This window comes from Bacillus cereus group sp. BfR-BA-01441 (assembly GCF_022663075.1).
Taxonomy (GTDB): domain Bacteria; phylum Bacillota; class Bacilli; order Bacillales; family Bacillaceae_G; genus Bacillus_A; species Bacillus_A cereus.
Map to the genome: position 1 here is coordinate 13,377 of NZ_JAKUEU010000048.1, position 26,476 is coordinate 39,852.

Consider the following 26,476-nt stretch of genomic DNA (forward strand, 5'->3'; position numbering starts at 1 on the left):
GAAAGGAGGATACAAATTTGGAAAGTATATTATGCTGTGAACAAATTAAAGGCTTAGTCGGTGAGACTGTAAAAGTAAATCTTCGTGGACCAGAGAGTCGAGTGGGGGTACTTGTATCGTTAGGAAGAGATTACCTTACATTACAACTTCCTCTTGGTGAATTAGTATATTACCAATTGAAACATGTGAAGAGTCTAGTTAAGAAAGTGAAAGAAAGTAAATGTGGCGATGGCTATGTTTCATGTTTCTGCTCTGATGATGATACTTTCGTCGATGTATTACGTGACTTGAAGTATAAGTGGGTAAAGATTAACCGTGGCGGCCCAGAGTGTGTAGAAGGCCTATTAAGTGAAGTGCATGAAGAATGTATTACGCTAGTAAACGGTGATGAAGTTATTTATATCATTAATTATCATATTAAGAGTGTGAGTCAAGTAGTGAAATGTAAAAAGAATGAAGATGAATAATGTTTAATAAATAAGAGGGGCATTATGAGGGAAAGAGAAGAACAATTTCTTATTTCGATAGTATGAAAAGGAATTACTTACTATTAAGACAGAACATTGCCCTGATTATTTTTTTGAAACGGAAGATAGGAAAGCTGAAATTCATAGGAAGGAGGATATAGATGAATGAGTTAAACAAAAGTATTGGGAAAAATATATATGTTAAATTAATCGGTGAAAAAAGGTTTAAAGGTATATTAATAGACGTAGGAAATGACATTATTGTTCTTTACAATGGACAAGACTATGTATATATATCTTTATATCATGTACAATACTATAAATTTTTAAGACCACATGACGAAGACATACTAAAACCAGATGTTGATTCTGTAATTAAGAGGGAATCCCCTTCAATTTCTTTGAGAAAAGTATTAAGTACTTCTAAAGGGATTTTTACAGAAGTTTATGTAGCAGGAAATGCTCCAATACATGGTTATGTTACAAGTGTGATGAACGACTATATTGTTTTTTATAGTCCGGTTTATAAAACGGTATATATATCTTTAAAGCATTTAAAATGGTTAATTCCGTATAAAGAAAACCAAGTACCGTATGCCCTCAATAAAAATGAACTCCCCGTAAATCCGTTAAATATTACATTAGCTAGAACATTTGAAGAACAGCTTATTAAAATGACTGGGAAAATTATGGTGTTTGATTTAGGTGAGGAGTCCAATAAAATTGGAAAAATGGCGAAAATTGATGAAGGTCATATTGAAATATCAAAAGCACGTGATGCAAAAATGTATGTGAATATTCAACATGTAAAATCCGTCCATTGTCCGTAGATTAGTTGGAAGGGCTGGCTTTTTCTTTTATATGCAGAAGAAAAGGTCGAGCCTATTTGTTTTAGTTTAATTTGGAGATGAGGGGAAAATGAATTGAATATAAGCATAGTATAGTGTGATTTTTTAAAAGGTAACTTTGCACTAACTTATAAACATTGTGTACGAGCTATCTTATTATATATTCAATTTATTTTTTGAGGAGGAGCTGCTCAACTAATTTATTAAAGGGGTTTTGTTTGTGGAGCAGTTTCCTAATTCGTTATCAATTACATTGCTTGGTAGTGCTGGTGGAGCAGCAAAAGCAGTTTTAGCAATTTTAAATCAAGCGATAGCAAATGAAAAAGATCCAATTTATGAAGTATTAAAGAATGCCAAATTTCATTTGGTGGATATAAAACAAAAAGATAGGACTTATTATGATGAGTTGTTTTCGAATCTGAAAGGTCAATTATATTTATATGAAATAAACCTTCAAAATGTAGTGGAATTTAAACAACATTTAAAAGAAAAAAGAACGAGTGTTGTGATTGATGTTTCAGGGGCAGATACAATTAGAGTATTAAGCTGCTGTAATGAACTAGGAATTTGTTATATTAACTCAGCCTTGGAAAATGAGGCAGTAGATCAGGACGATAGCTTAATTGGCTTTCAGCTTACGGAAAGATATACAAGGTTTGAGAAGGAGAAAGAGAAATTTACAAATACAAAAGCGATTATAGGTTCAGGTATGAATCCAGGTGTTGTTCAATGGATGGTTGTTGAGCTTATGAAGGAACGACCAAATGAAAGGCCAAGAGCATGTTATATTGTAGAACATGACACGTCATTTTTGAATGATACAGCACTTATAAAGCCACATACACTTTATGCTTCATGGGCAGTAGAGCGATTTTTAGATGAAGCAATCTGGAGTTATCCGATGTATATGAGCCATCATCGTCCTCTTTACTTTTATGAAGATGTATATGCTTCAGAGTATAAAGTGAAGTTAGGAGAAAAAGAATTCTATGGTTGTTTAATGCCACATGAGGAAGTATTAATTTTAGGGAAAAACTTTAATATGGAAGTTGGTTTTCTTTACCGAATTAATGAGTATACAACAAATATAATTAGACAGAACTTAGATCAAGTAGAAGATTTATGGAACTGGAATCGTAAAGTGTTTAATCCAGCGGAAGAAGAGGTTGCTGGAGAGGACTTGGTCGGTGTGTTACTCGTTTATGAAAATAGTGAGACATATATGTATAATGTGATGAATAGTAGCCAAGTTTTTCGTAAATATAAAACGAATGCAACGTATTTTCAGGTAGGGTGCGGGATTTATGCGGGCTTGTCCAGTTTACTTTTAGATCAATTTGAACAAGGTGCTTATTACGTTGAGGAGTTGTTATTAAATACAGAAAGTAAGTACGGTGAGTATTTAAATTTATATATGAAGGATTTTGTAATAGGGCATAATAATTTTACGGATGGATTGTTACATGACAGGGTAAGATGGATGTAAGTTGTTACCAAAAGGAAGGAGAGATCTCCTTCCTTTCATTATTATAAGGTTAAATATTGCCCTGAAAGCAATTTCATACTTATACTTTAAGGAGATAACAATGAAAGTTTTTTGTATCGATCAAGGGGAGTTTTTATATGAATAAATACAAGAGCTTGATTTATGAAGAAAGAAGAGCCTTAAAGGTATTTATATTATTATTTTATATTATATTCTTTTTATATGACGCTATATATTATTTTGTATATCCTGCTATGAATATTAGTGGAACAGCGGTAGGTTGGCCAGAAGGTAGTCTTGGGATAGGTGTGCCTATATTTGTAATAGCATTATTTCCTATTTCTATATATCTTCAAAAAAGAGGGTATGTATATTCTGTAAAATATTTATTTTTATTTGGGTACATGTTTATCAATCTTGTGAATAATTTAATGATTTATTTGCGAACGGATAGACCTTTTGAACATGGTAGTATGGTAGAAATGTTATTAATTTTATTTGCTCCAGTTTTCGTGAATAGAAAATACTTTTATTTAGTGTCCTTTAGTGTAATTGGAAAGTACGTATTTTTCACATTGCTATTACAAGATTTAAAAGTGATAATTCCACTTGTTTTATGTGTATTTTATTTCATTATTTCACATTCTTTATTAAAACGATTTCAATCTTATGTAAGAACAGTGGTTGAAATGATGAACAATATGAAAGAGACGGAAAATTTAGCTGTGATTGGGACTATGTCTACAACAATTGCTCATGAAATTCGAAATCCGTTAACAGCGTTAAAAGGGTTTACGCAAATGCAAAAAGAAAGAAATCCAACTGATACGATGAGCTACGACATTATGCTACAAGAAATTGAAAGAGTCAATGGATTTGTTAGTGAATTGATGTTGTTAGGAAAACCAAAGCCAACAAATTATGAAAGGTGTAATATACGAGACATCCTTCTATATGTTGTGCATCTAATGGAGAGTTATGCAACGCAATATAGAGTTAAATGTCATTTACAAGTAGATGGGAATTTACCGGCTATAAACGGTGATGATAAGCAATTAAAACAAGTGTTATTAAATATCATTAAAAATGGAATAGAATCAATGCCAGAGGGTGGAGTAATTCATATCCGTGCATATCAAAAAACGCAAGGACATTTGTGTATTTCTGTTGAAGACCAAGGATTTGGTATAGAGAATGAGAAGTTAGAAAAAATTGGCAAGGCGTTTTACACAACAAAGGAGACTGGTACAGGACTTGGATTAATGATTACATATAAAATTATTAAGGAACATCAAGGGAGTATCACGATCCAAAGTAGTGTAGGAGTAGGAACGAAAGTAGAAATTTTTTTGCCGACCTTTTAATGTATTGGGAGAAAAGATTTTTCAGAAAAGTGTTCTTGTTGTGTAAATATAAACATTTTATAAAATGTTTCAAGAAGGGTTTTTTTTATAAAATACTTCGTTTATAATGGAGGAAAATATCGACATGAGATTGATTGCTCATGTAGCGGTTCAGTAGTGTTATGAAAAGATAAGAAGGGGTGCACACGCATCCTTTTTTCTATGCAGATATTATGAAAGAGGTGGTATGATGGAATTAACATTAAATTCGACTGTATGTTTACACACGATTCAATTTCGAAAAGAGCAAAAGAATTATATTGTAAAAGATACAATTACAGGAGAAAAATATGAAATGCCGCCACTTTGGATTGATGCATTGGCAATGATGCGTGACGGTTTTTTATTGGGGGAAATTGAGGAGAAATTAAAAGAAGAGTATCCATCCGAAGAAGTGAATATGTTAGCATTCACGAGGCAACTGTTAGAACTAGAACTTGTTGAAATGGTAGATGGAGAAGAGATAGCTTGCACAAAGAAGAAAGAGATAGATTGTTTAGCTTGGGTGCGTCCTCGTGTGGAACAATTCTTTCTTAATTTAAATAGAAAATATAGAAGCAAAGACCAGTAGTGGCCTTTGCTTTTTTTATAGGCTATGTTTAAAAAATAACAGCAAATGCTCTTGCGAAAGCACCGTCACTATTTTTAATTTTTAAAGGTGCTGCTGAGAAAAAGAAACGTTTTTCTTCGATAGCATCTAGATTTGTTAAGTTTTCAATTAAGTAAATATCATTCCCTAGTAATATGTGATGAATCGGTGATGTTTCTGTTGTGACTTCATCAGGAGAAATGAAATCTAAACCGATAGATTTTACTTTTAATCGCACTAGTTCTTTAGCTAATTCTTCAGAAAGATAAAATGCTTCCTTCTCATAAGCTTCTGTATTCCATTTTGTGGATAGATTAGAATGAAAAATAACAATATCACCTTCTTTTATGTCAGTATTATGCAATACTGTCTTAGGTAATTTTCGCTCTTGAATATGTGTTACATCTATAAGAACAGCTTCACCTACAAATTGATCCAGCGGTAATTGATCGATGGTCGTTGCGCCTGAAATAAAATGCGCAGGAGCATCACAATGCGTGCCAACATGAACGACAGAATGAAAATCTGTAACTTGATATCCTGATTCTTCAACACTTGTAACAGCTTCTAGTTGTATTTTAGGTGTTCCAGGAAATTGAGACATATTATTTTCAAATGTTTGTGATAAATCAATTACTTTCATTTTACATACCTCCAATATATGTTTTTCAAATAATAAAAAGCTCATCCTTCAGTATCAAGAAAGATGAGCTTTACATGCTAGTTGAGTTTTATCTTCCAAAATGCATTGCATTTTGCAGGAATTAGCACCTATTCAGTTTGTATAAACTGAGGTTGCTGGGCTTCAAAGGGCCGGTCCCTCTGCCTCTCTTGATAAAGAAGTATTCAGTTTTTAAAATCGGAATTTTCCGATAGTTAAATTGTAATTCATTTCCTTTTTGCGTGCAATACAAAATAGGTATTCACCCAAATAAAGCTGCTCGCATATTGTAGCTTATGTAAATAGAATGCTGCGAAGGAGTGAGTGCAGTGACAGGAAATGTATTAAATTATTATGCTGGTGGTAATACAGCTAGGGGATTTCACAATTTATACGAAGAGAATTTAAAAGGATTAGACAGATTATTTATCTTAAAGGGTGGCCCAGGAACGGGAAAATCTTCTTTAATAAAGGCAATAGGTCGTGAATGGATTGAAAAAGGATATGATATTGAATTTTTACATTGTTCTTCTGATAATAAATCGGTTGATGGTGTAATTATCCCAAAATTAAAAGTAGGAATTGTTGATGGGACATCGCCGCATGTTATTGAGCCAAAAATGCCAGGAGTTGTTGAAGAGTATATAAATTTAGGAATTGCTTGGGACTCAGATAAACTAAGAAAGCAGAAGTTAGAAATTGAAAGATTTGTTTCAGAAGCAAGCAAAGCTTTTCAGTCTGCTTACGCACGTTTTAAAGAGGCATTGGTTATACATGATGAGTGGGAGAAGATATATATTGATAATATAGATTTTAATAAAGCAAATGAACTAACCAATCAGCTAATCCAGAAATTATTTGCAGATAAAAGCGGGAGACAATCGCTTGTAAAACATCGTTTTTTAGGAGCTGCTACACCGAAAGGAGCAGTTGATTTTGTTCCTAATTTAACAGAAGGGTTACCACATCGTTATTTCATAAAAGGGCGCCCAGGCTCTGGAAAATCAACGATGCTCAAAAAGTTAGCTAAGGCAGCTGAAGAAAAAGGGTTTGAAGTTGAAGTATATCATTGCGGATTTGACCCGAATAGTCTTGATATGGTTATCGTAAGAGAATTAGGATTTGCAATTTTTGATAGCACCGCACCACATGAATATTTTCCAAGTCGCGAGGGTGATGAAATTATTGATATGTATGCCCTTATTGTTACGCCAGGGACGGATGAGAAATATGCGAAGGAAATTCGTGATGTCTCCATTCAATATAAAGCAAAAATGAATGAGGCGATGTCTTTCTTAGCGAAAGCAAAATCGGTTCGTGATAAATTAGAACGAATTTATATTGCTGCTATGGATTTTTCAATAGTAGATGCATATAAAGAGGAGATTCAAAAAGAGTTTGAACGAATTGCTGCTACTGTAATTGAACAGCAACAATAGACGTTTCATTAGGCTGTCAGTAATTTCTGACAGTTTTTTTAGTATGTAGTAAAATTAATAGTGTATTGTCGAATTTCCAAGGAAATAATCAAAAAATGGAGATGTTATGAAATGAGAGAGAAAATCGAGTTGGAGTTAGAAAGAATTGAAAAAGAGAATGATGTAAAAATTTTATTTGCGGTGGAATCAGGGAGTCGTGCTTGGGGGTTTCCATCGAAAGATAGCGATTATGATGTTAGGTTTGTTTATATACATCCGGTAGAATGGTATTTATCAATTCATGACAAACGAGATGTAATTGAATATCCAATTAGTGATGATTTAGATATAAGTGGTTGGGATATTAAAAAGGCGTTGCAACTATTCGCGAAGTCGAATCCTGCTTTACTTGAGTGGATTCGATCACCAATTTTTTATTCGAAAAACTCTAATTTTCCAGAACTACTTCAACAGATGAGTGAGAAGAATTTTGATCCAAAAGCAACGATATATCATTATTTACATATGGCGTCGAAAAATTATCGTGAATTTTTGCAAGGTGAGAATGTAAAGCTGAAAAAGTACTTTTATGTATTACGCCCCATTTTAGCTTGTAAGTGGCTAGAAGAGAAAACGACTTTACCTCCTGTAGAATTTGACCGATTAATTACAGAATTATCATTAGAACGTAGCGTATTAGATGAAATTGAAAAGTTGTTAATAAAGAAAAAAGCAGGTACTGAATTAGATGTTGGATTGAAAATTAAGGTGCTAAATCAATTTTTAGAAGAACAAATTCATTACTATCAGCAATATGTAAAAGGAATTGAAAAGGGATCAGGAATCGATATTGAGAGTTTAAATACATTGTTTCGAGATATGTTGTTTGAAGCATATGAAAAAGAGCACAAGTAAGTTTGTGCTCTTTTTATTTTGTAGGAATGAAGAAAACAGATATAGCTGCGATAAAACCTGCAAAGGAGAATAAGTAAAAATTCCATGCTAAGTCATATTGCATTGTCATAATAATACCGACGAGAATTGGGCCAGCAATTGCACCAACTCGGCCAAGCCCCAGTCCCCAGCCTAAGGAGGTAGCTCGGATATGTGATGGGAAGTATTGTGTTACATATGCATTTAATATTTGAGTAATACCGACTGATCCAATACCAGCAAGGCCAATTAAAAGATAAATGATTGTAACAGATGGTTTGATTGTTAATAGTCCGATACATATGGCTGCCATAAGATAAGAGATGCTAATAACAATTTTTGCTCCTATACGATCAGCAATTGCTCCAGCGAATAATGCGCCGATAGCTGCGGTAATATTTAGCATAAGTAGAAATGACAGACTAGACCCAAGAGGATATCCTGCCTGGCGCATCATCTGTGGTAACCAAGTGTTTAAACCATATATTAAAAACATTCCCATTATATAAGTGATCCAAAAAAGTAGCGTTGCTTTTATGTATTCTTTTGAGAATAAAGTAAAAAATCCATTTTTCTTTCGTATAGTAGATGGGTCTTGATGAGTTTTATCTTTTACATGAAATTCAATTTGAAAACGATTAAGAATTTGGTTCACTTCTTCTTGGCGATTACGTGATAATAAAAATTGAATGGACTCGGGTAAATAGCGAATAATGAAAGGAATGAGGAGTAGTGGAATCATTCCGATACCAAACATAATTCTCCATCCGAAATCTTCTAACATAAGCATGGACAAAATAGCACCTAACACGATACCTAAAGGATAGCCAGTAAACATAAGAGCATAAATAAAAGATTGCCTTTTTTTTGGTGAATATTCAACAGTAAGTGCTGAAGCTGTTGGGATAACACCGCCTAATCCGATTCCTCCTATAAATCGAGATAATCCAAATAACTCAGGAGAAGGAGCGATAGCCGCTAAACCCATTGTGATAGAAAAAAGTGCTAAACAGCATATAAGCGTCCATTTACGCCCAATTAGATCTGTAATCGTTCCAACTAGAATAGCTCCAATAAACATCCCAAATAAAGCATAGCTTGCAATTGTACCAGCATGCGCTGGTGATAGCGCCCAGCTTTTGTCTTCTAGGAGCTTTGGTAGAACGGCACCGTAAATACCTAAATCATATCCATCAGCTAAAATGGCTAGCCAACAAATAAAAACAACAAGTTTTGTAATAGAGCTTGGAAAGATAGTTTCTGTAGATTCTAGATGAGGTGGAGCTGAAGGTTGCATAATATTCACCCCTTTTAATTTGTAGATGAATATATTATTTTATTTAATGTTAATATTTTCCTCCTTGTGTCGAATTTTATCTGAAAAGGGTTTATAACAAATAAAGAAGTTCAACAGTAATTTTGTTGAACTTCTTTATTTGTTTACTCATTATCAACTCGTTTTAACGGTTGGTCTGCTGGGCCTTCAAGAACGTCTCCCTCAATTGAAAAACGAGAACCATGGCAAGGGCAATCCCAAGTACAATCACCATTATTCCATTCAACTTCACAGCCGAGATGTGTACAAGTTGTATCGACGATATGTAATTTTCCTTCTTTGTCCTTATAAGCACCTGCTCGTTTACCGTTAACATGTACGACAGATCCTTCACCAACTTCGAGATCTTCTGGCTTACGTAATGCGGTTTCAATCTTTCCTGCAATTAAATGTTTCGCAACATCAATGTTTTGGGAGAGGAACGTTTTTATATCTGGATTTGCATGGAAGCGTGATGGTGCATACAGTTCTTTATAGGGACTGTGAACTTTTAGGATGGAGTCCTTCAGTAGGTGAGCGGCAGCAGTTCCAGTTGTCATTCCCCATTTGCGATATCCAGTTGCAACAAATATATTTGGATTTCTTTCGTTAATATGTCCGATATAAGGAAGCTTATCTAGAGTAATTAAATCTTGTGCTGACCATCTATAAGGAACTTCATCTATTCCAAAAGTGGCTTCAGCAAAAGAATAGAGTGCTTCATAATGAAGCATCGTATTTATTCCCTGACCTGTTTTATGACTCTCTCCGCCAATCAAAATTAATTTTTCTCCATTGTTTGTTATATAGCGTAAGGAGCGCTTTGGATCATCAATACTTAAATACATGCCACCTGGATACTCCGTTTTTGCTTTTATTGCAAGAGCGTAGGAGCGTTCTGCGTACATTCGCGTAAAGAAAAAGCTATTCGCATCATAAAAAGGAAAATGTGAACAAGAGACGACATATTCACAAGTGATATGATGGCCCTCTTTTGTAATTATTTGTGAATAATCGCCCTTTTCCACATCCATAGCTGTTGTTTGTTCGTAGACCTTTCCGCCCATCTCCACAAACTTTTCTAAAAGTGTTTTTAAATAAAGAAGGGGATGGAATTGTGCTTGATTTTTCATTACAAGCGCAGATTGTACTGGAATAGGAATCGATAGAGATTGAACATAGTCACAAGGTATATTTAATTTTTGATAAGCTTCATATTCTTTCGATAAATTTCTTAATCCGTTATCAGTAGTTGTATATAAATATGAATCTTCATTTGAGAAATTACAGTCGATTTTATATGTTTGAACAGTTTTATTTATGAATTGTAGAGCCTGATTATTTGATTCATAGTAAAGCAGGGCCTTTTCTACACCGAAATGATTTATTAATTCATCATAAATAAGATCATGTTGTGCTGTTACTTTCGCTGTTGTATGCCCAGTCGTTCCATTTAAAATACGACCAGAATCAATTAAAACAACATCGATGCCTTCTTTTGCAAGTAAATAGGCAGTAGTAATACCTGTAATACCAGCACCGATAATAGCAACTTTCGTCTTTATATTTTCGGATAAACGAGGGAAAGTAGGAAACTGAGTAGATTCAATCCAATAAGATAGCGGCAGTTGTGGAAATGTATCACTTGTCATTGCGGAAACCTCCTGATTTTAGAACAATTTCCCTTTTAATATTTCCATATTATATGAAATTCATGTGTGTTGTTTTAGAAGTAGTCTATTTTTATTAAAAGAGGTTATAAATTATTTTAATATAATTAATTAGGTGGGGCATTATGATGTAGTAGGATTTATATAAAACTAAATTCAAGTGATTCTGTTTGTTGATTACATAGGGAGTTATTGAATGAGATAGAGTCTATGGCGTTTAAGAAAATGTCTATATATAGTGGGTAAATCCTTATGGAATCTATACATTTTCTTTAGTGAAATAAAGTATGATTATAAAAATATAACCACCTTTTATTACTAGGTCATAAAAGGTGTTGACAATATAGAAATTCTATTGTTATGATTCATCATGTGGAAAGGTTGATAGAGAGTAAAAAGAGAAATGTTTTTCATTGATAATAAAAGCGAAAAATAAGTGACGATAGAGTGAGTATATTTTCCTTATAATAGATGCTTTTTGGATCATCTAGTAAAATCAATCTGGAAGCAAGAATTGATATATGTAAGTTGCGCAAGGCGCGGCATAAGAAAGGAGCAAAAGGATGAAGGAGCTTCATACGTTTGGGTGGTATGCAGCACGTGTATCACCACATTTGCCGAAAAAAGCATTTAAACCAGTGCCTACTCGTTTATTTGGTGGACTGGCTTATTTGCTTGTGGCATTGGCGGGGTTAATATCGATTGGTGTATTTGAATTGAATGTGTGGGCGAATCTAGGAATTGCGATTGTTCTTGGATTATGTTTTGCTTCACTAGGATTTTTAGGGCATGAAATTTTACATGGAACTGTTGTAAGAAAGGCATGGCTTCGTGACTTCTTAGGCGCGATTGCATTTATGCCATTATCAACAGGGCCAAAGCTTTGGAGAAAGTGGCATAATGCAACGCATCATGTTCATACACAGCATGAAGAGAATGATCCAGATGCATGGCCGACACTTGAGAAACTTAAGAAGAGTAAGTTTTTGAGTTGGGTATATCGTATGCCTTTACATGTACGTTCATTCTTTAGTTTTCTGTCACTAACAATTCAATTTACATTGCATTCGACTCGAATGTTCTTTCATTTTATAAAAGAGTTCAAGTCATCCAATCAAAAATCTGTATGGCTTCAACTTCTTTTGCCTTGGACAGTTTGGATTAGTTTATTGTTTATTATGGGACCTGGAAAATGGTTATTTGCATATGTCATTCCGTTGTTAATTGCTAACTTTATTGTAATGGCATATATCGCAACAAATCACCGCTTAAATCCAATTGTTCCAGTAAATGATCCGTTAGCAAACTGTTTGTCAGTAACAGTGCCGCGCTGGGTAGACGTTTTACATTTCAATTTCTCATATCATACAGAACATCATCTGTTTCCCGCTATGAGTTCTAAATACTATCCGTTAGTAAAAGAGAAGATTAAAGAAATGTGGCCGGAACGCTATCATGAGATGCCGATGACAAAAGCTTTGGCAGCGCTATGGAATACACCACGTGTGTATTATCAAGGAAGTGAATTAGTGGATCCGCATAGAGAGCATTTCTATGGTTCTTTAGGAAATGGACTAGATCCTCATAATATTTCATATCGTGAGGAACATATAGAAGAAGAAAAGAGTATTAAAAAAGTAAATCAGTAAAAATTAATATATTTTTGCAATGAAAAAGCAAGCCATCTCAGGCTTGCTTTTTCTTATAAAGAAACTTCCTTTTTGTTCCTTTTATGGACTTGGACGGAGTTAGTTTCTTTTCGTTGTAGTCGTTTTTCTAAAAGATTAACAAAATAAGTAAATAGAAGAACAAGTATGAGATAGTATGCACCAACGATTATGTAAGTATCTAATTGTTGGAAATTACCTGCTGCAATTGATAAACCTGAACCCCATAATTCAGACATTCCTACATAAGCAACAAGTGAAGAATCTTTTAATCCGATAATAAATTGGTTTCCTAGAGGAGGAAGAGACAGACGAAATGCTTGTGGTAATATAATTCGTCGCATAGCTAAAGGATAAGGCATGCCTAAAGAGCGAGCTGCTTCTAATTGTCCCCGGTCAACGGATTGAATAGATCCACGGAAAATTTCCGTAATATATGCTCCGTTATGAATTGCTAAAGCGATTGCACCTGCCCAAAAAGGGGTGAAAACAACAACGGATGTAATTCCAAAATAGAGAATGGCAATTTGAACAATTAAAGGTGTACCACGAATAATAGCAATGTAGACATGAGCGATACTATTTAAAACTTTATTGTTAGAGATTCGAAAGAAAGCGAATAATAATCCAATTAATGAACCGAGTACTAGGGAAGTTAATGTTAATTGTAATGTGACAATAGTAGCCTTTAAGAGTGTGGGATAGGAAGAGATAAAAATTTCAAACATGCGTTTCACCTCATATTGTATAGATTTTAGTAGAGAATGAAATGCCCCACATAAAATGAACATTTAATCAGTGGGGCATTGTTTATAAATCTTTTGAATGGCTAACTTACTTCGTTTTTTCCTCTTCACCGAGAATATTACGCCCGAACCATTTTTTACTGATCTTTTCATACGTACCATCTTTAATGATTTCATCTAACGCTTTATTTACTTTCTCAACCATTTCTTTATCATCTTTGCGAATAGCAATTCCCATTTCATCAAGATTTAATGGTTTTCCGGCTTCTTTTATCTTCGATTTTCCTTCTTTTATCATACGTAGACCAACCATTTGATCCGTAATTACTGCGTCAACACGCCCAGGCTCTAAGTCCATAAGAGCAGTAATATCGCTGTCATATTCTGTGATTTGATCTGTATATTTTGCAACAAGATTTTTAAAGGTACTAGCTTTTACAACACCAATTTTCTTACCTTTTAAATCTTCTGGAGAAGAGATAGCGGTATTTTTTTTAGCCACAAAAATTTGGGCGCCAGAGCGATAGTACGGATTTGAGAAACTAACAGCTTTTAAGCGCTCCTCTGTAATTGCCATACTACCCAGTATTACATCATATTTCTTCGCTTGAAGACCTTGAATCAGCGTTTCCCATGGGTTTGTAACGGGCGTAGCCTTCATGTTCATCTTTTTAGCAAGAGCTTCACCGATTTCTACATCAAAGCCGACAAGTTTGCCGTCATTTTCTTTATAGTTAAAAGGTTTGTATAATCCACTCATCGCATAGCGAAATTCTTTTTCACTATTTGATGAAGTAGTAGAGCTTTCTTTGCTACAAGCTCCTAGTATGAAGGATGTACATAGTGTAATGCTCGCAACAATGGTTAATAGTTTTCTTTTCATAAAACCCCTCCTATATATTGATCATACGGATAGTTTTTTAGTATGTTATTGAAATATTTTATTTGGATGATTAGTTGTGCACCGTATGAATGTATTCCTTTTCGTTTGAAACAAAAGTTACATTATAAAACGTTGCGTAAAAATTGTTTTGCCCGTTCATGTGATGGAGCTGAAAAGAATTGTACTGGCGGAGCATCTTCTACAATCTTTCCATCGTCCATAAAGATGACGCGATCAGCTACATCTTTTGCGAAATTCATTTCATGAGTAACAATAACCATTGTCATCCCTTCTTCAGCAAGTTCTTTCATAACTTGCAATACTTCTCCAACAAGTTCAGGGTCTAAAGCTGAGGTAGGCTCATCAAATAGCATAATCTTAGGGCTCATTGCAAGAGCTCGTGCAATGGCAATGCGCTGTTTTTGACCACCTGAAAGAAGATGAGGAGTTACATCCGCTTTATCTTGAAGGCCGACTTTTTGGAGAAGTTGATTTCCAATATCCTGTGCATTTGCTTTCTCTAATTTTTTTACGTGAATAGGTGCTTCTATGATGTTTTCTAGTGAGGTCATATGAGGAAAGAGGTTAAAGTGCTGAAAAACCATACCGACATTTTCACGGACTTTATTTAAATTTGAATGCTTTGGATCAATTCGCTCACCTTGTAAGTGAATTTCGCCTTCATCGTACATTTCTAAAAAGTTAAGACAGCGAAGTAATGTACTTTTACCAGAACCACTGGCACCAATTAAAACAACAACTTCTTTTTCTTTTACTTCTAAATCAATTCCTTTTAACACATCAAGTGAACCGAATGATTTTACTAGATTTCGAACTTGAATCATACAAAACCCCCAGTTAAAAATATATTTTACAAATGTTGCCCTGTATTTCTGTTATTAGTCATAAATTGTCAGAATCCTTTATTTTTTTCGTGCAATTTGATATTCAAAGAAATAATGATTTTTAAAATCTCTATATCCTTCTATAATGAAAATATGGATAATAATATATAGGTAGTATTTATATTGCTTATAAAAAGGGGGAAAGGGAAGATGGAAAAAGAAAGAAAAACATTTTCTTTTGGATTACGTACACAACTTATGCTATTCACTACAGTTTTAGCTTTCATTACATATTCAACAAGTATATTTTTTATTTACGTGATATACGATTATTTTCAAAGTTATGTAAGTCAAACTGTATATAATATTATCGTTATGTTATTAGGGGTAGTATGGTCTGGAATTTTAGCATATGGAGCAGCCGTATTTTTAATTAAACCGCTTCGCAAGTTAGAGGAAGCGGCAAGAAAAGCAGCTGAGGGTGATATTCGTGAAGATGTTCCATTACCGAAGACAGATGATGAAATTAAATCTTTAAGTGTTGCATTTAATATGATGTTAGGAAACTTAAGGGGCATGGTAAAAAATATTGATACAACATTTTCGTATACAAATAATCAAGTACAGCAGATTAGAAAACAAACAGGCGAAGCAACGAGACAAGCGCAAGGTGTATCTGAGACACTTGCAGAGATTTCTTCAGGCGCTGAGCAATCAGCGGCATCAATTCAAGCAATTGTTTCTGCTGTTGATACAACGACTTCTATTGCAAGTGAAGTAGAAGAAAAAGCGAAGCAGTCTGATACATTGTCTTCAGAAATGGTTGAAGCTTTAGGGCATAGTACTCGTGTCTTTACGTCTTTAATTCAAGGTATTCAAACATTGGCAAAAGAAAATGAAGATTCAATGCAAAATGTACAGAAGTTAGAAGAACGAATGAAACAAGTAGAACATATTGTGTCTGTTGTGAGTGCAATTGCTAGCCAAACGAATTTATTAGCACTAAATGCTTCTATTGAGGCAGCTCGCGCAGGAGAGCATGGAAGAGGCTTTGCGGTTGTTGCGGAAGAAGTACGTAAACTTGCTGATGAAAGTGATCATTCTGCAAGAAACATATCGCAGTTATTACGGAATATGCAAGATGAAGTACAACAAGTTGCAATGAAAATGACAGAACAAGTGAAAATAGCTAAAGAAGAGGCGAAACGTGGGGAAGCTACGGAATTAATTTTAAAAGAAATGTCATCAAGTGTTATGGAAGTAGCCGATGCAACTCAGCAAATTAGTAGTTATATGAATGAACAAGTGAGCCACATTCATCAAACAGGAGCACAAACAAAAGCTGTAGCAGCAATTGCTGAAGAAACGTCAGCTGGTTCGCAAGAAGTAGCACGTGTGACGCTACAACAATCTAAAAATATGATAGTAATCGATCAATTATTAAAGGATTTAGAGAAGCAAGCAACTGATTTGAAACAAACAATTGAACGATTTTCAATGTAAAAGGAAGAACAGAATATTGTTCTTCTCTTTTTTATTTAGCTTGATTTAATATTTACAGTTAAACTATGAACGTTTCCGCAACATTCTTTTCTGTCCCTTTCGGATGAAAATTATAGCGAGCTATAATATTAAAAGGGGTGTCTTTTATGAAAAAAGAAAAAAGACAACGGTTAATTAAACAATTTGTAAAGGAGTATGAAATAGATAAGCAAGAAAGATTAGTAGAATTGTTAGCAAAAAAAGATGTATTAGTAACACAAGCTACGGTTTCTCGCGATATTCGTGAGTTAAACTTAACGAAGGTACCTTCTCAAGAAGGATTAATGATATATAAAGTTTTCTCAGAAGAGCATTTACAAACTGATATAAAGTTAAAGAAAAAATTACGAGAAGTTGTTGTAAAAATTGATTGTGTAGATCAATTAATGGTTATTAAAACATTACCTGGTAATGCACATGTTATTGGTGTTTTATTTGATGAGTTAGATTGGAAAGAAAAAATAGGATGTATATGTGGAAATGATACATGCCTTATAATTTCACAGTCGAAATCAGATAGGGAGATTATAGAAGAAAGATTAAATTTAATTATTTAGATGCAAAAATCCTGTTTTTAATAAAATTAAAAACAGGATTTTTGTTTAAATACGGAAGTTAAATATTCAACATATATGCGTAATATATGTATTTTTTATTGAGAAAGCAAGATAGTTTGTTATAAAAATACATATTCGTATGATTTTAAAAAAATAACTTGTTTAATATTTCACAATGATAATGTGGATGCTTTCACAAAGATGAAAGTACAGAGCATTTATTATGTACTTGTAAGACATCAAACATATTTAAAAGGAGGTACAACAAATGAAACATCCGATACATGTTACTTCAGAAATTGGGGAATTACAAACGGTTTTATTAAAACGACCGGGTAAAGAAGTGGAAAACTTGACGCCAGATTATTTGCAGCAATTATTATTTGACGATATTCCATACTTACCAATTATTCAAAAAGAGCATGATTATTTTGCACAAACGTTACGCAATCGGGGTGTTGAAGTTCTTTATTTAGAAAAACTAGCCGCTGAGGCGTTAGTAGATAAAAAACTTCGAGAAGAATTTGTTGATCGTATTTTAAAAGAAGGACAGGCCGACGTAAATGTTGCACATCAAACTTTAAAAGAATATTTACTTTCCTTTTCAAATGAAGAATTAATTCAAAAAATTATGGGCGGTGTACGGAAAAACGAAATTGAAACAAGTAAGAAGACACATTTATATGAATTAATGGAAGATCACTATCCGTTTTACTTAGATCCAATGCCTAATTTATATTTTACTCGTGATCCAGCAGCTAGCGTGGGCGATGGCTTAACGATAAATAAGATGAGAGAACCAGCGCGTAGACGTGAATCATTATTCATGGAGTACATCATTAAATATCATCCAAGATTTGCAAAACATAATGTACCAATCTGGTTAGATCGTGATTATAAATTTCCGATTGAAGGTGGCGACGAGCTAATTTTAAATGAAGAAACAATTGCGATTGGAGTATCTGCTCGTACTTCAGCTAAAGCAATTGAACGTTTAGCTAAAAATCTCTTTAGCCGACAAAATAAAATTAAGAAAGTGTTAGCAATAGAAATTCCAAAATGTCGAGCATTTATGCATTTAGATACAGTATTTACAATGGTTGATTATGACAAGTTTACAATTCACCCAGCCATTCAAGGGCCAAAAGGGAATATGAATATTTATATTTTAGAAAAAGGATCAGATGAGGAAACTCTTAAAATTACACATCGTACTTCTTTAATGGAAGCATTAAAAGAGGTATTAGGCTTAAGTGAATTAGTTCTTATTCCATGTGGAGGAGGAGATGTAATTGCTTCTGCTCGTGAACAATGGAATGATGGCTCGAACACATTAGCAATTGCGCCAGGTGTAGTTGTTACATATGATCGCAACTATGTATCTAATACGTTATTACGTGAACACGGTATAGAAGTGATTGAGGTGCTAAGTTCGGAATTATCTCGTGGTCGTGGGGGTCCACGTTGCATGAGTATGCCAATTGTTCGTAAAGATATTTAGTATAAATAACGGAGAAAGTAGGGATGAATTATGTTAATGACTAGACCAAATTTAAAAGGAAGAAGCTTTCTAGCAGAAAAAGATTTTACACAAGAAGAATTGTTATATTTTCTAGATTTGGCAGCAGAATTAAAAGAGAAAAAGAAAAATGGTATCCCGCATCATTATTTAGAAGGTAAAAATGTAGCGCTCTTATTTGAAAAAACTTCTACTCGTACGCGTTGTGCATTTACAGTAGCATGTACAGATTTAGGGGCAAATCCTGAATATTTAGGGAAAGGTGATATTCAACTTGGGAAAAAAGAATCTGTAGAGGATACAGCAAAAGTGTTAGGGCGTATGTTTGACGGAATTGAGTTTCGTGGATTTAATCATGAAACTGTAGAATCTTTAGCACAAAATTCTGGTGTGCCAGTTTGGAATGGATTAACAGATATGTGGCATCCAACACAAACACTAGCAGATTTATTAACAATTAGAGAACATATAGGGAAATTGAAAAATGTGAAGCTCGTTTACGTTGGCGATGGGCGAAATAATGTTGCTAATAGCTTACTAGTTGGTGGAGCAATCGTTGGAATGGATGTACGTATTTGTACACCGGAATCTTTATGGCCTGCACAAGAAGTAATTGATTTAGCAAAAAAATATAATGAACAAGTAATGATAACAAGTAATGTGGAAGAAGCTGTTGCGAATGCAGATGTAATTTATACAGATGTATGGGTGTCTATGGGGGAAGAAGAAAAATTTGCTGAACGTGTCGAGTTATTGAAACCTTATCAAGTAAATATGAAAATGATTAAAGCAACAGGGAATGAAAACGTGATTTTCTTACATTGTTTACCTGCATTTCATGATGTTGAAACGATGTATGGCGAAGAAGTTTATGAGAAATATGGGTTGAAAGAAATGGAGGTAACTGACGAAGTATTCCGCAGTAAACATTCAAAAGTATTTGATCAAGCTGAAAATAGAATGCATACAATTAAAGCGGTTATGGCAGCTACTTTAGGAAACATGGAGTAAAGAAGAAAGGGAGTCTTCCTTTCTTCTTTCTCCTCCTTTAGACACTATCATTCACTATTGCTTTTGTATTGTTATTGCAATTAAAGAGAGGTGAGTGGAATGGGTGAAGATAAGAAATTAGGGTTGTTTACACTAACGGCTCTTGTAGTTGGGTCTATGATTGGCGGTGGAGCCTTTAATTTAGCGAGTGATATGGCAAAAGGTGCTGGTGCTGGAGCCATTATTATTGGCTGGGTTATAACAGGAATTGGGATGATCGCACTCGGATTATCTTTTCAAAATCTAACTGTAAAACGGCCAGATTTAGATGGTGGTATTTTTAGCTATGCAAAAGCAGGGTTTGGTAATTTTATGGGGTTTAATAGTGCGTGGGGATACTGGCTATCTGCTTGGCTTGGGAATGTAGCTTACGGTACATTATTGTTTTCTTCATTAGGATATTTCTTCCCGATCTTTGAAGGCGGTCAAAATGTAGAATCCATTATTGGTGCAAGCGTATTATTATGGTGTGTTCACATGTTAATTTTACGTGGAGTTCAATCAGCAGCCCTTGTGAATTTAGTAACTACAATCGCAAAATTAGTACCTGTATTTGTATTTATTGTCATAGGAATCTTTGCGTTTCATATTGATACGTTCTTAGATGGATTTTGGGGGCAAACTGGTTCTTTTTCATGGGGAGCAGTTGGCAGCCAAGTTAAAAGTACAATGCTTGTAACTTTATGGGTATTTATTGGGGTAGAAGGGGCTGTTGTTTTATCCAGTCGAGCAAAAAATAGAAGTGATGTAGGGAAAGCAACCGTTATTGGCTTAATTGGTACACTCATCATTTACATTTTAATCACATTATTGTCTCTTGGACTTATGCAGCAAGCAGACATTGCAGGTTTGAAAAATCCGGCTATGGCTTATTTGTTTGAAAGTGTTGTTGGAAAATGGGGTGCTATCTTTATTAATTTAGGTTTAGTCATCTCTGTATTAGGTGCTTGGTTAGGTTGGACTTTGCTCGCTTCTGAAATTCCATATTTAGCGGCTAAAGATGGAGTATTTCCAAAATGGTTCGCAAAAGAAAATAAAAATAAGGCTCCAGTAAATTCATTATGGATAACAAATGGTTTAATACAAATATTCTTGTTAACATTCGTCGTTTCTGATCAGGCGTATAACTTTGCATTCTCTTTAGCATCTTCAGCTATTTTAATCCCATATGCTTTTTCAGCATTTTATCAACTGAAGCATAGCTTAAAGTCTGAAGAAGCAGATCGAAATAAAAATATAATAATTGGCTTGATCGCAAGTATTTATGGCGTGTGGTTAGTTTATGCAGCCGGTTTAGAGTATTTATTATTAACAATGACTTTATATGCGCCAGGTATTTTTATTTTTTACAATGTTCAAAAGCAAAAGAGTTCGAAGCAAATATTTACTCGAGTGGAATTAGCATCATCCGTAGCAATTGGTGCTTTAGCATTCTTTGCGATTTATGGATTAATTACAGGCAGTATTACTTTATAAAGCGCTGTGAAAGCGAAATCAACTGGAGGGCTGGAATATGGCACGAAGAAAAATTGTAGTTGCACTAGGGGGAAATGCGATACAGTCTGGAGAAGCTACTGCGGGAGCGCAGCAAGAAGCGTTGGAAAAAACGGCAGAACAACTTGTGAAAATAATGGAAAATGATGTGGATATAGTAATTGCGCATGGAAATGGCCCACAAGTGGGGAATATTTTATTACAGCAAAAAGCTGCAGAAACGGAAAAGACACCTGCAATGCCATTAGATACTTGTGGGGCAATGAGCCAAGGGATGATTGGATATTGGATGGAAAATGCAATTGAAAAGGCATTGAAAAAACGGAATATAAACAAAGATGTAGCAACGGTTATAACACGTGTTGTTGTGGATAAAAAAGATGAGGCATTTAAAAATCCAACTAAACCAATTGGTCCTTTTTATACAGAAGAAGAGGCCAGAAAATTAATGGATGAAACAAAAGCAGTGTTTAAAGAAGATGCTGGTAGAGGATGGAGACGTGTTGTTCCATCACCGAAGCCTGTAAGTATTCATGAACATAAAGTGATTAATTCTTTGGTCGAAGATGGAAACATAGTGATAGCTGTGGGCGGAGGTGGAATTCCAGTAATTGATTCTGAAGAAGGGTTAAAAGGAACTGAAGCGGTTATCGATAAAGATTTCGCTGCGCAGAAATTAGCAGAATTAGTAGATGCCGATACGCTCGTTATTTTAACTGCAGTTGATTATGTGTATGTAAATTATAATCAACCGAATCAAAAAAAATTAGAGCATGTCACAGTGAATCAATTAGAAGAATATATTGAAGAACAACAATTTGCTGCGGGAAGCATGCTTCCAAAAATCGAAGCTGCTATTAATTTTGTTAATACAAATCCAAAAAGAAAAACGATTATTACGTCTTTAGAAAAAGTATATGAAGCACTAGAAGAAAAAGCCGGTACTATTATTTCAAAACAGAATGTATGCATGTATGTTTAAATTATTATGTACGCTACTTAGTAGTAAAAAAAGAATGAGGTTAATAACTTCATTCTTTTTATTTATTAATATTTTTTGTACTCATTGTTCATAAAGTTTTCATGATGAAATCTGAATATACAAGTTAATTATGATAAAATTCAAATTGAATACGCTTTCTTGATTTTTCGCTCCAACATACAGCAAGAGAGAGGGAATTTTATGAATAGACGGAACGTAGTGAAAGACTTAAAGCAGTTCGAATTATTTGCTCATTTAACAGAAAAAAAATTGAAAGGCTTAACAGAGTTTGTTTATTGGCGAACTTATAAAAAAGGTCAATTTTTATTTTTAGAAGGGGATTCAAGGGAAAGAATTTACTTCATGTTAGATGGTTTTGTAAAGTTAGAGCGGGTTAATCAAAATGGGAACTTATTATACGATGACTATGTAAAGCGGTATTCTATTTTTCCTTATGGTGGTATGTTTACAGACAGAGGATATAACTATACAGCAGAAGCAATGACGGATGTGGAGGTATATTATATTCCAACGGTAATCTTTGAAGATATGGTAAAGTCCAGCAGAACACAATTGATGTACGTTGTTCAGCAATTATCATCTATATTAAAATTGAACGAAAATCGAGTGCAAAATATTACAATTCCTAATGCACAAGATCGTGTTATCCAAACGTTAAATTATTTAATGCAGGATTTAGGAGAACAGAGTGGAGAAAAGATTGTAATTTCATGTCCACTTACAACAATTGAAATATCCAAAATATCTGGAACATCTCGAGAGACAGTTAGCAGCGTATTAAAACAATTAAAAAATGATAGCATTGTTACAATTTTAGATAAAAAAATTACAATACATGATCCAACATATTTTGAAGAAATCTCTATGTGAAAATTGTATATTGATTTTTTAATTCATATTGTATATTAATAAGGTTCTTTATATATTTATAAGGAACTTTTTTACGTTATCCTCTATAAAAAGATTGTATAGTATGGTAATAATAGCTAAAATCGATAATAAAATACAAAGTGAAGGGGAGAAAGAATGATTCGTATTGAGTATGATCGATTAGTAGCTATTTGTTACAGTATAGGGGTTTTGTTATTATTAAAAATTCCAAATGATAATGAATTAATTGGGGAAAAACTATTCAATGTCTATAAGATTCCGATACATACGTATGTTTATATGGATTATAAATTCTCAAATATATTGATTGTTTCTTTCATACTACATGTAATTGCATTTATATTATTTTTAAAATGGCTAGGAAAAAAGGAGTCTAGTACATTTAGAAAAATGAATAAGATAAAAGTAGTAGGTACTAGTATTTTGATTGTAATGATGCCGTTTATTTTAAATACAATCCTCCAGACATTGAATAAAACATGGTATTATGCAGGAAAAACAGGGGTAGAAGCAATAGAATATAAAAAAGAAGATAGCCAGTGTAGAATGGAGAAAAATGGAGAGAATATCCAACCGAAGTGCATTGTTACTTTAAAAAATTATCGTAATCATTCACAAGCATTAAAAGTTGTTTTATATGATAATGCAAACGAGAATTCAAAAAGCTATCCAGTACCGAAACCAGTCTATTTACAAAAACATGAGACAAAGCAATTTGAATTTCAAGTTCCTGTTTCTTATAATAGAGGTATTGAAAAAGATAAAGTACCAAATATTAAATTACATTCATTGCATGAAAATGATACGAAATACAATTAATCTGTAAGTAAAAGTTTATGAGTAGGAGCAAGAATTTGAAACGATATAGAAAATCAACTTGAATCATCCAACATACTGCGAGGTAACGGTATATTGGATGATTTTTTTATGTTATCCCCTTTTTCACGTATGAAAAGGAGGAATACTTTGTTGGAAATGAAAAACATCACAAGGATCATACATGGTTTTTACTTTACGTAATCTGTGAAAGTTAGAGCCATAATAACTAGTTTGCCAATTTTTAATGTCGATATCGGGCCAGTTCACATAGTCACCTAGTGTATAAGGATCTAAGCTTTCTCGTAAACCTTTAACCCAGCGTATATTTCGATTTTCTTCATCATCGCATTTCCAAGAGGTAATGTATTCTTGAGCAATAATTGCTTTACGATGAAAATAAGCCGTTTCATTCGGCGAAATATTTTCAACAGCACCTATGAGCGATTGATGCCAAATACTAGCATCTTTATTTGGTGCATGAGAAAGAAAGTATTGCATGATTTGAATGCCTTTAAGGGGAATAGGTTTATAGACATAGGAACCAGAGCGCTTAAAATTTTCAGGGATGTTACCTCCATTAAAAAATTCAACAGCCTTTATATAAGGAACTTCTTCTATAAAGAGAGAGGGGCTACCAGTTTCAAGAAGAGGGGATAATAGGGAATGGAGTTCAGAGGGAGAACCGACAAACTCGCCTTGTGCTTCAATTTTATTTCGTTGCTTGGCGAATAATTCGATCGATGAAGTGAGACGTTCATCTATATAAGGTGCCCAGTTTTGCCACGCTTGAAATGCAGCAATAAAGTCTTCCCATTCCCATGTAATTGAGAAAATTGATACATTTTTTATCGGGTGGACTCGAAAAGTTAAGGAAGTGACAATTCCGAAGTTTCCACCACCGCCACCACGGCATGCCCAAAAAAGGTTAGAGTTTTCTTGTTCATTTGCACGAATGAGTTTTGCACCAAATTTTCCACACGCTTGTACCATTTCCACTTCCATTAATTGATCACATGTTAATCCAAATAAGCGCGAAAGCATACCAATACCACCGCCAAGTGCTAATCCAACAACTCCAACGCTTGCACTTGTACCAGCAGGAATTGTAACACCGTAATTCCAAAGTTCTTTATAAACAGTGCCAAGATTTGCACCAGCCTCAATTGTTGCTGTTAATTTCTCTGTATTAACAGTAATGCGATGCATTTCACTCACATCAATAATAAGTCCTCTATTTAAAAGAGAAAAATTTTCATAGCTATGACGTCCACTTCTTAACCGAAATGGTATATGACGTTCACGTGCCCATTTTAAGGCGTTACAGACATCCTTGTTATTTTGACAAAAAACAATAATACAAGGGAGTTTTGGAATACTTAAATTTAAATTCATTCGGGCTACGTCGTAGTCAGGATCTGTGGGAACAACGATACGACCTGTTAATTTTGTTTGCTTCAATTTATTACTCCTTTCTAAAATAATCAGAGTTTTTTATTAATATATGAAAAATGTCTGTAATACGCGTGGACAAGGAGAGGTGAAGAATGAGATTTACCTTTGTGAGAAATAAATAAAGGATAAGAATAAAGAATCTACATAGAGTTCAATGAAAACAGTTGCAAACTGTTCATATTTTGTTATGATAGTGTTACGAAAACGTTTGCATAAAATTCCGATGGGATGCAAAAGGAGAGAAGGACTATGAATAAGACATGGTGGAAAGAAGCAGTTGCTTATCAAATTTATCCACGAAGCTTTATGGATTCAAATGGTGATGGTATTGGAGATTTACAAGGTATTATTGCAAAACTGGATTATTTAAAAGATTTAGGTATAGATGTAATTTGGATTTGTCCAATGTATAAGTCACCTAATGATGATAATGGTTATGATATTAGTGATTATCAAGATATTATGGATGAGTTTGGTACAATGGCAGACTTTGATGCTTTACTAGATGAAGTTCATAAGCGTGATATGAAGCTTATTATTGATTTAGTTATTAATCATACGAGTGATGAACATCCATGGTTTATTGAATCACGTTCATCTAAAGATAATCCGAAGCGTGATTGGTATATTTGGCATGATGGTAAAGATGGTGCGGAGCCAAACAACTGGGAAAGTATTTTTAATGGTTCGGCATGGGAATATGATGAAGAAACAGAACAATATTATTTACATTTATTCTCACGTAAACAACCAGATTTAAACTGGGAGAATAAAGAAGTTCGCGAAGTACTATACGATACGGTTAATTGGTGGCTTGATAAAGGTATTGATGGTTTCCGCGTTGATGCAATCAGTCATATTAAAAAAGAAGAAGGCCTCAAGGATATGCCAAATCCAAAAGGGTTAAAATATGTGCCATCTTTTGATAAACATATGAATGTGAAAGGTATTCAACCTTTATTAGAAGAGCTAAAAGAAAATACATTCTCTAAGTACGATATTATGACTGTTGGTGAAGCAAATGGTGTTAAGATTGAAGATGCTGAGCTTTGGGTTGGAGAAGAGCAAGGTAAGTTCAATATGGTATTCCAATTTGAACATTTAAGTTTATGGGATGCAGAGAAGAAGAAAGACCTTGATGTTGTAGGATTGAAAAAAGTATTAACGAAATGGCAAAAAGGATTAGAAAATAAAGGATGGAACGCTTTATATATTGAG

The 26,476-nt window shown here is 34.0% G+C and carries 23 protein-coding genes, 2 pseudogenes and 1 riboswitch; of the genes and pseudogenes, 18 read left to right on the forward strand and 7 right to left on the reverse strand.

The features are described 5' to 3' along the window. Positions 1-17: 17 nt before the first annotated feature. The 5 genes from MR107_RS19045 (at position 18) to MR107_RS19065 (ending at position 4,775) form a co-directional block, all read left to right on the forward strand. Entirely contained in the window at positions 18-467 is a 450-nt protein-coding gene (locus MR107_RS19045; protein ID WP_000443836.1) for a hypothetical protein, read from the forward strand. Between the two features lie 161 nt (positions 468-628). Then, positions 629-1,297 carry an LSm family protein gene (locus MR107_RS19050; RefSeq protein ID WP_086404250.1) on the forward strand — a complete coding sequence of 223 codons (669 nt, stop codon included), beginning with the start codon at positions 629-631 and terminating at the stop codon, positions 1,295-1,297. A gap of 238 nt (positions 1,298-1,535) precedes the next feature. Continuing rightward, the gene (locus MR107_RS19055) at positions 1,536-2,801 is read left to right on the forward strand and encodes a hypothetical protein (protein ID WP_000434719.1); all 1,266 of its coding nucleotides are present in this window, start codon (positions 1,536-1,538) and stop codon (positions 2,799-2,801) included. Positions 2,802-2,938: 137 nt separating this feature from the next. Beyond that, complete coding sequence (locus tag MR107_RS19060; RefSeq protein ID WP_242292606.1) at positions 2,939-4,165, forward strand: ATP-binding protein; 1,227 nt, start codon at positions 2,939-2,941, stop codon at positions 4,163-4,165. A 229-nt stretch (positions 4,166-4,394) separates the two neighbouring features. Beyond that, on the forward strand, positions 4,395-4,775 hold the full coding sequence (locus tag MR107_RS19065; protein ID WP_000424116.1) for a hypothetical protein: 381 nt from the start codon (positions 4,395-4,397) through the stop codon (positions 4,773-4,775). Between the two features lie 28 nt (positions 4,776-4,803). Here MR107_RS19065 and MR107_RS19070 read toward each other — a convergent pair whose 3' ends face one another. After that, positions 4,804-5,436: a cyclase family protein gene (locus MR107_RS19070; RefSeq protein ID WP_000862981.1), complete on the reverse strand. Its 633-nt coding sequence runs from the start codon at positions 5,434-5,436 to the stop codon at positions 4,804-4,806. Positions 5,437-5,521: 85 nt separating this feature from the next. After that, a riboswitch (SAM riboswitch) is annotated at positions 5,522-5,634 on the reverse strand. 149 nt (positions 5,635-5,783) lie between these two features. Between MR107_RS19070 and MR107_RS19075 the strand changes: the two genes are divergently transcribed. Continuing rightward, positions 5,784-6,893 carry a PRK06851 family protein gene (locus tag MR107_RS19075; RefSeq protein ID WP_017657398.1) on the forward strand — a complete coding sequence of 370 codons (1,110 nt, stop codon included), beginning with the start codon at positions 5,784-5,786 and terminating at the stop codon, positions 6,891-6,893. A gap of 111 nt (positions 6,894-7,004) precedes the next feature. Continuing rightward, complete coding sequence (locus MR107_RS19080; RefSeq protein WP_001208237.1) at positions 7,005-7,787, forward strand: nucleotidyltransferase domain-containing protein; 783 nt, start codon at positions 7,005-7,007, stop codon at positions 7,785-7,787. 13 nt (positions 7,788-7,800) lie between these two features. On the opposite strand, the gene MR107_RS19085 is transcribed toward MR107_RS19080, so the two are convergent. Beyond that, a complete protein-coding gene (locus MR107_RS19085; protein WP_063245432.1) occupies positions 7,801-9,102 on the reverse strand; it encodes an MFS transporter in 1,302 nt (433 codons plus the stop codon). 143 nt (positions 9,103-9,245) lie between these two features. Beyond that, positions 9,246-10,772, reverse strand: coding sequence for an FAD-dependent oxidoreductase (locus MR107_RS19090; protein WP_000199980.1), 1,527 nt, complete (start codon positions 10,770-10,772; stop codon positions 9,246-9,248). A gap of 581 nt (positions 10,773-11,353) precedes the next feature. On the opposite strand from MR107_RS19090, the gene desB reads away from it, so the two are divergent. Next, a complete protein-coding gene (gene desB, locus MR107_RS19095; RefSeq protein ID WP_000661226.1) occupies positions 11,354-12,439 on the forward strand; it encodes a Delta(10) desaturase DesB in 1,086 nt (361 codons plus the stop codon). A 53-nt stretch (positions 12,440-12,492) separates the two neighbouring features. Here desB and MR107_RS19100 read toward each other — a convergent pair whose 3' ends face one another. The 3 genes from MR107_RS19100 to MR107_RS19110 all read right to left on the reverse strand — a co-directional run bounded on the left by MR107_RS19100 (position 12,493) and on the right by MR107_RS19110 (position 14,931). Further along, positions 12,493-13,248 (reverse strand): amino acid ABC transporter permease, encoded by a 756-nt coding sequence (locus MR107_RS19100; protein WP_002025246.1) that lies wholly within the window; start codon positions 13,246-13,248, stop codon positions 12,493-12,495. Positions 13,249-13,291: 43 nt separating this feature from the next. Then, entirely contained in the window at positions 13,292-14,086 is a 795-nt protein-coding gene (locus tag MR107_RS19105; protein ID WP_000823765.1) for an ABC transporter substrate-binding protein, read from the reverse strand. 122 nt (positions 14,087-14,208) lie between these two features. Continuing rightward, positions 14,209-14,931, reverse strand: a complete 723-nt coding sequence (locus tag MR107_RS19110) for an amino acid ABC transporter ATP-binding protein (RefSeq protein WP_000616927.1) — start codon at positions 14,929-14,931, stop codon at positions 14,209-14,211. Between the two features lie 375 nt (positions 14,932-15,306). Here MR107_RS19110 and MR107_RS32020 point away from each other — a divergent pair. The 9 genes and pseudogenes from MR107_RS32020 to MR107_RS19150 form a co-directional block, all read left to right on the forward strand. Further along, positions 15,307-15,492, forward strand: a pseudogene (locus MR107_RS32020) (HAMP domain-containing protein); the annotation flags it as partial. A gap of 369 nt (positions 15,493-15,861) precedes the next feature. Continuing rightward, a pseudogene (locus MR107_RS32025) lies at positions 15,862-16,434 on the forward strand (methyl-accepting chemotaxis protein); the annotation flags it as partial. Between the two features lie 146 nt (positions 16,435-16,580). Continuing rightward, complete coding sequence (gene argR, locus MR107_RS19120) at positions 16,581-17,030, forward strand: arginine repressor (RefSeq protein WP_000711826.1); 450 nt, start codon at positions 16,581-16,583, stop codon at positions 17,028-17,030. Between the two features lie 268 nt (positions 17,031-17,298). After that, positions 17,299-18,531 carry an arginine deiminase gene (gene arcA, locus MR107_RS19125; RefSeq protein ID WP_000682331.1) on the forward strand — a complete coding sequence of 411 codons (1,233 nt, stop codon included), beginning with the start codon at positions 17,299-17,301 and terminating at the stop codon, positions 18,529-18,531. Between the two features lie 30 nt (positions 18,532-18,561). Next, complete coding sequence (gene argF, locus MR107_RS19130; RefSeq protein ID WP_000930289.1) at positions 18,562-19,560, forward strand: ornithine carbamoyltransferase; 999 nt, start codon at positions 18,562-18,564, stop codon at positions 19,558-19,560. 99 nt (positions 19,561-19,659) lie between these two features. Further along, positions 19,660-21,075 carry an arginine-ornithine antiporter gene (gene arcD / locus MR107_RS19135; protein WP_000503412.1) on the forward strand — a complete coding sequence of 472 codons (1,416 nt, stop codon included), beginning with the start codon at positions 19,660-19,662 and terminating at the stop codon, positions 21,073-21,075. 37 nt (positions 21,076-21,112) lie between these two features. Continuing rightward, positions 21,113-22,075 (forward strand): carbamate kinase, encoded by a 963-nt coding sequence (arcC, locus tag MR107_RS19140; protein WP_000113951.1) that lies wholly within the window; start codon positions 21,113-21,115, stop codon positions 22,073-22,075. Between the two features lie 201 nt (positions 22,076-22,276). Beyond that, positions 22,277-22,966 carry a Crp/Fnr family transcriptional regulator gene (locus MR107_RS19145; protein WP_001081905.1) on the forward strand — a complete coding sequence of 230 codons (690 nt, stop codon included), beginning with the start codon at positions 22,277-22,279 and terminating at the stop codon, positions 22,964-22,966. Between the two features lie 156 nt (positions 22,967-23,122). Next, positions 23,123-23,806 (forward strand): hypothetical protein, encoded by a 684-nt coding sequence (locus tag MR107_RS19150; RefSeq protein WP_025687825.1) that lies wholly within the window; start codon positions 23,123-23,125, stop codon positions 23,804-23,806. A 123-nt stretch (positions 23,807-23,929) separates the two neighbouring features. Here the strand turns inward: MR107_RS19150 and MR107_RS19155 are convergent, their stop codons facing one another. Beyond that, positions 23,930-25,264, reverse strand: coding sequence for an FAD-binding oxidoreductase (locus MR107_RS19155; RefSeq protein WP_242292607.1), 1,335 nt, complete (start codon positions 25,262-25,264; stop codon positions 23,930-23,932). A 243-nt stretch (positions 25,265-25,507) separates the two neighbouring features. Between MR107_RS19155 and MR107_RS19160 the strand changes: the two genes are divergently transcribed. After that, a partial coding sequence (locus MR107_RS19160) for an alpha-glucosidase (protein WP_242292608.1) occupies positions 25,508-26,476 on the forward strand: 969 nt, incomplete at its 3' end.

Bases quoted from the DNA above. Each gene is read 5' to 3' on its own strand.
- MR107_RS19085 (WP_063245432.1), bottom strand. From the start codon at position 9,102: ATGCAACCTTCAGCTCCACCTCATCTAGAATCTACAGAAACTATCTTT.
- argF (WP_000930289.1), top strand. From the start codon at position 18,562: ATGTTAATGACTAGACCAAATTTAAAAGGAAGAAGCTTTCTAGCAGAA.
- MR107_RS19080 (WP_001208237.1), top strand. From the start codon at position 7,005: ATGAGAGAGAAAATCGAGTTGGAGTTAGAAAGAATTGAAAAAGAGAAT.
- MR107_RS19050 (WP_086404250.1), top strand. From the start codon at position 629: ATGAATGAGTTAAACAAAAGTATTGGGAAAAATATATATGTTAAATTA.
- MR107_RS19060 (WP_242292606.1), top strand. From the start codon at position 2,939: ATGAATAAATACAAGAGCTTGATTTATGAAGAAAGAAGAGCCTTAAAG.
- MR107_RS19150 (WP_025687825.1), top strand. From the start codon at position 23,123: ATGATTCGTATTGAGTATGATCGATTAGTAGCTATTTGTTACAGTATA.
- argR (WP_000711826.1), top strand. From the start codon at position 16,581: ATGAAAAAAGAAAAAAGACAACGGTTAATTAAACAATTTGTAAAGGAG.
- arcC (WP_000113951.1), top strand. From the start codon at position 21,113: ATGGCACGAAGAAAAATTGTAGTTGCACTAGGGGGAAATGCGATACAG.
- MR107_RS19065 (WP_000424116.1), top strand. From the start codon at position 4,395: ATGGAATTAACATTAAATTCGACTGTATGTTTACACACGATTCAATTT.
- MR107_RS19090 (WP_000199980.1), bottom strand. From the start codon at position 10,772: ATGACAAGTGATACATTTCCACAACTGCCGCTATCTTATTGGATTGAA.
- MR107_RS19110 (WP_000616927.1), bottom strand. From the start codon at position 14,931: ATGATTCAAGTTCGAAATCTAGTAAAATCATTCGGTTCACTTGATGTG.
- MR107_RS19145 (WP_001081905.1), top strand. From the start codon at position 22,277: ATGAATAGACGGAACGTAGTGAAAGACTTAAAGCAGTTCGAATTATTT.
- arcA (WP_000682331.1), top strand. From the start codon at position 17,299: ATGAAACATCCGATACATGTTACTTCAGAAATTGGGGAATTACAAACG.
- arcD (WP_000503412.1), top strand. From the start codon at position 19,660: ATGGGTGAAGATAAGAAATTAGGGTTGTTTACACTAACGGCTCTTGTA.
- MR107_RS19070 (WP_000862981.1), bottom strand. From the start codon at position 5,436: ATGAAAGTAATTGATTTATCACAAACATTTGAAAATAATATGTCTCAA.
- MR107_RS19100 (WP_002025246.1), bottom strand. From the start codon at position 13,248: ATGTTCATTTTATGTGGGGCATTTCATTCTCTACTAAAATCTATACAA.
- MR107_RS19105 (WP_000823765.1), bottom strand. From the start codon at position 14,086: ATGAAAAGAAAACTATTAACCATTGTTGCGAGCATTACACTATGTACA.
- desB (WP_000661226.1), top strand. From the start codon at position 11,354: ATGAAGGAGCTTCATACGTTTGGGTGGTATGCAGCACGTGTATCACCA.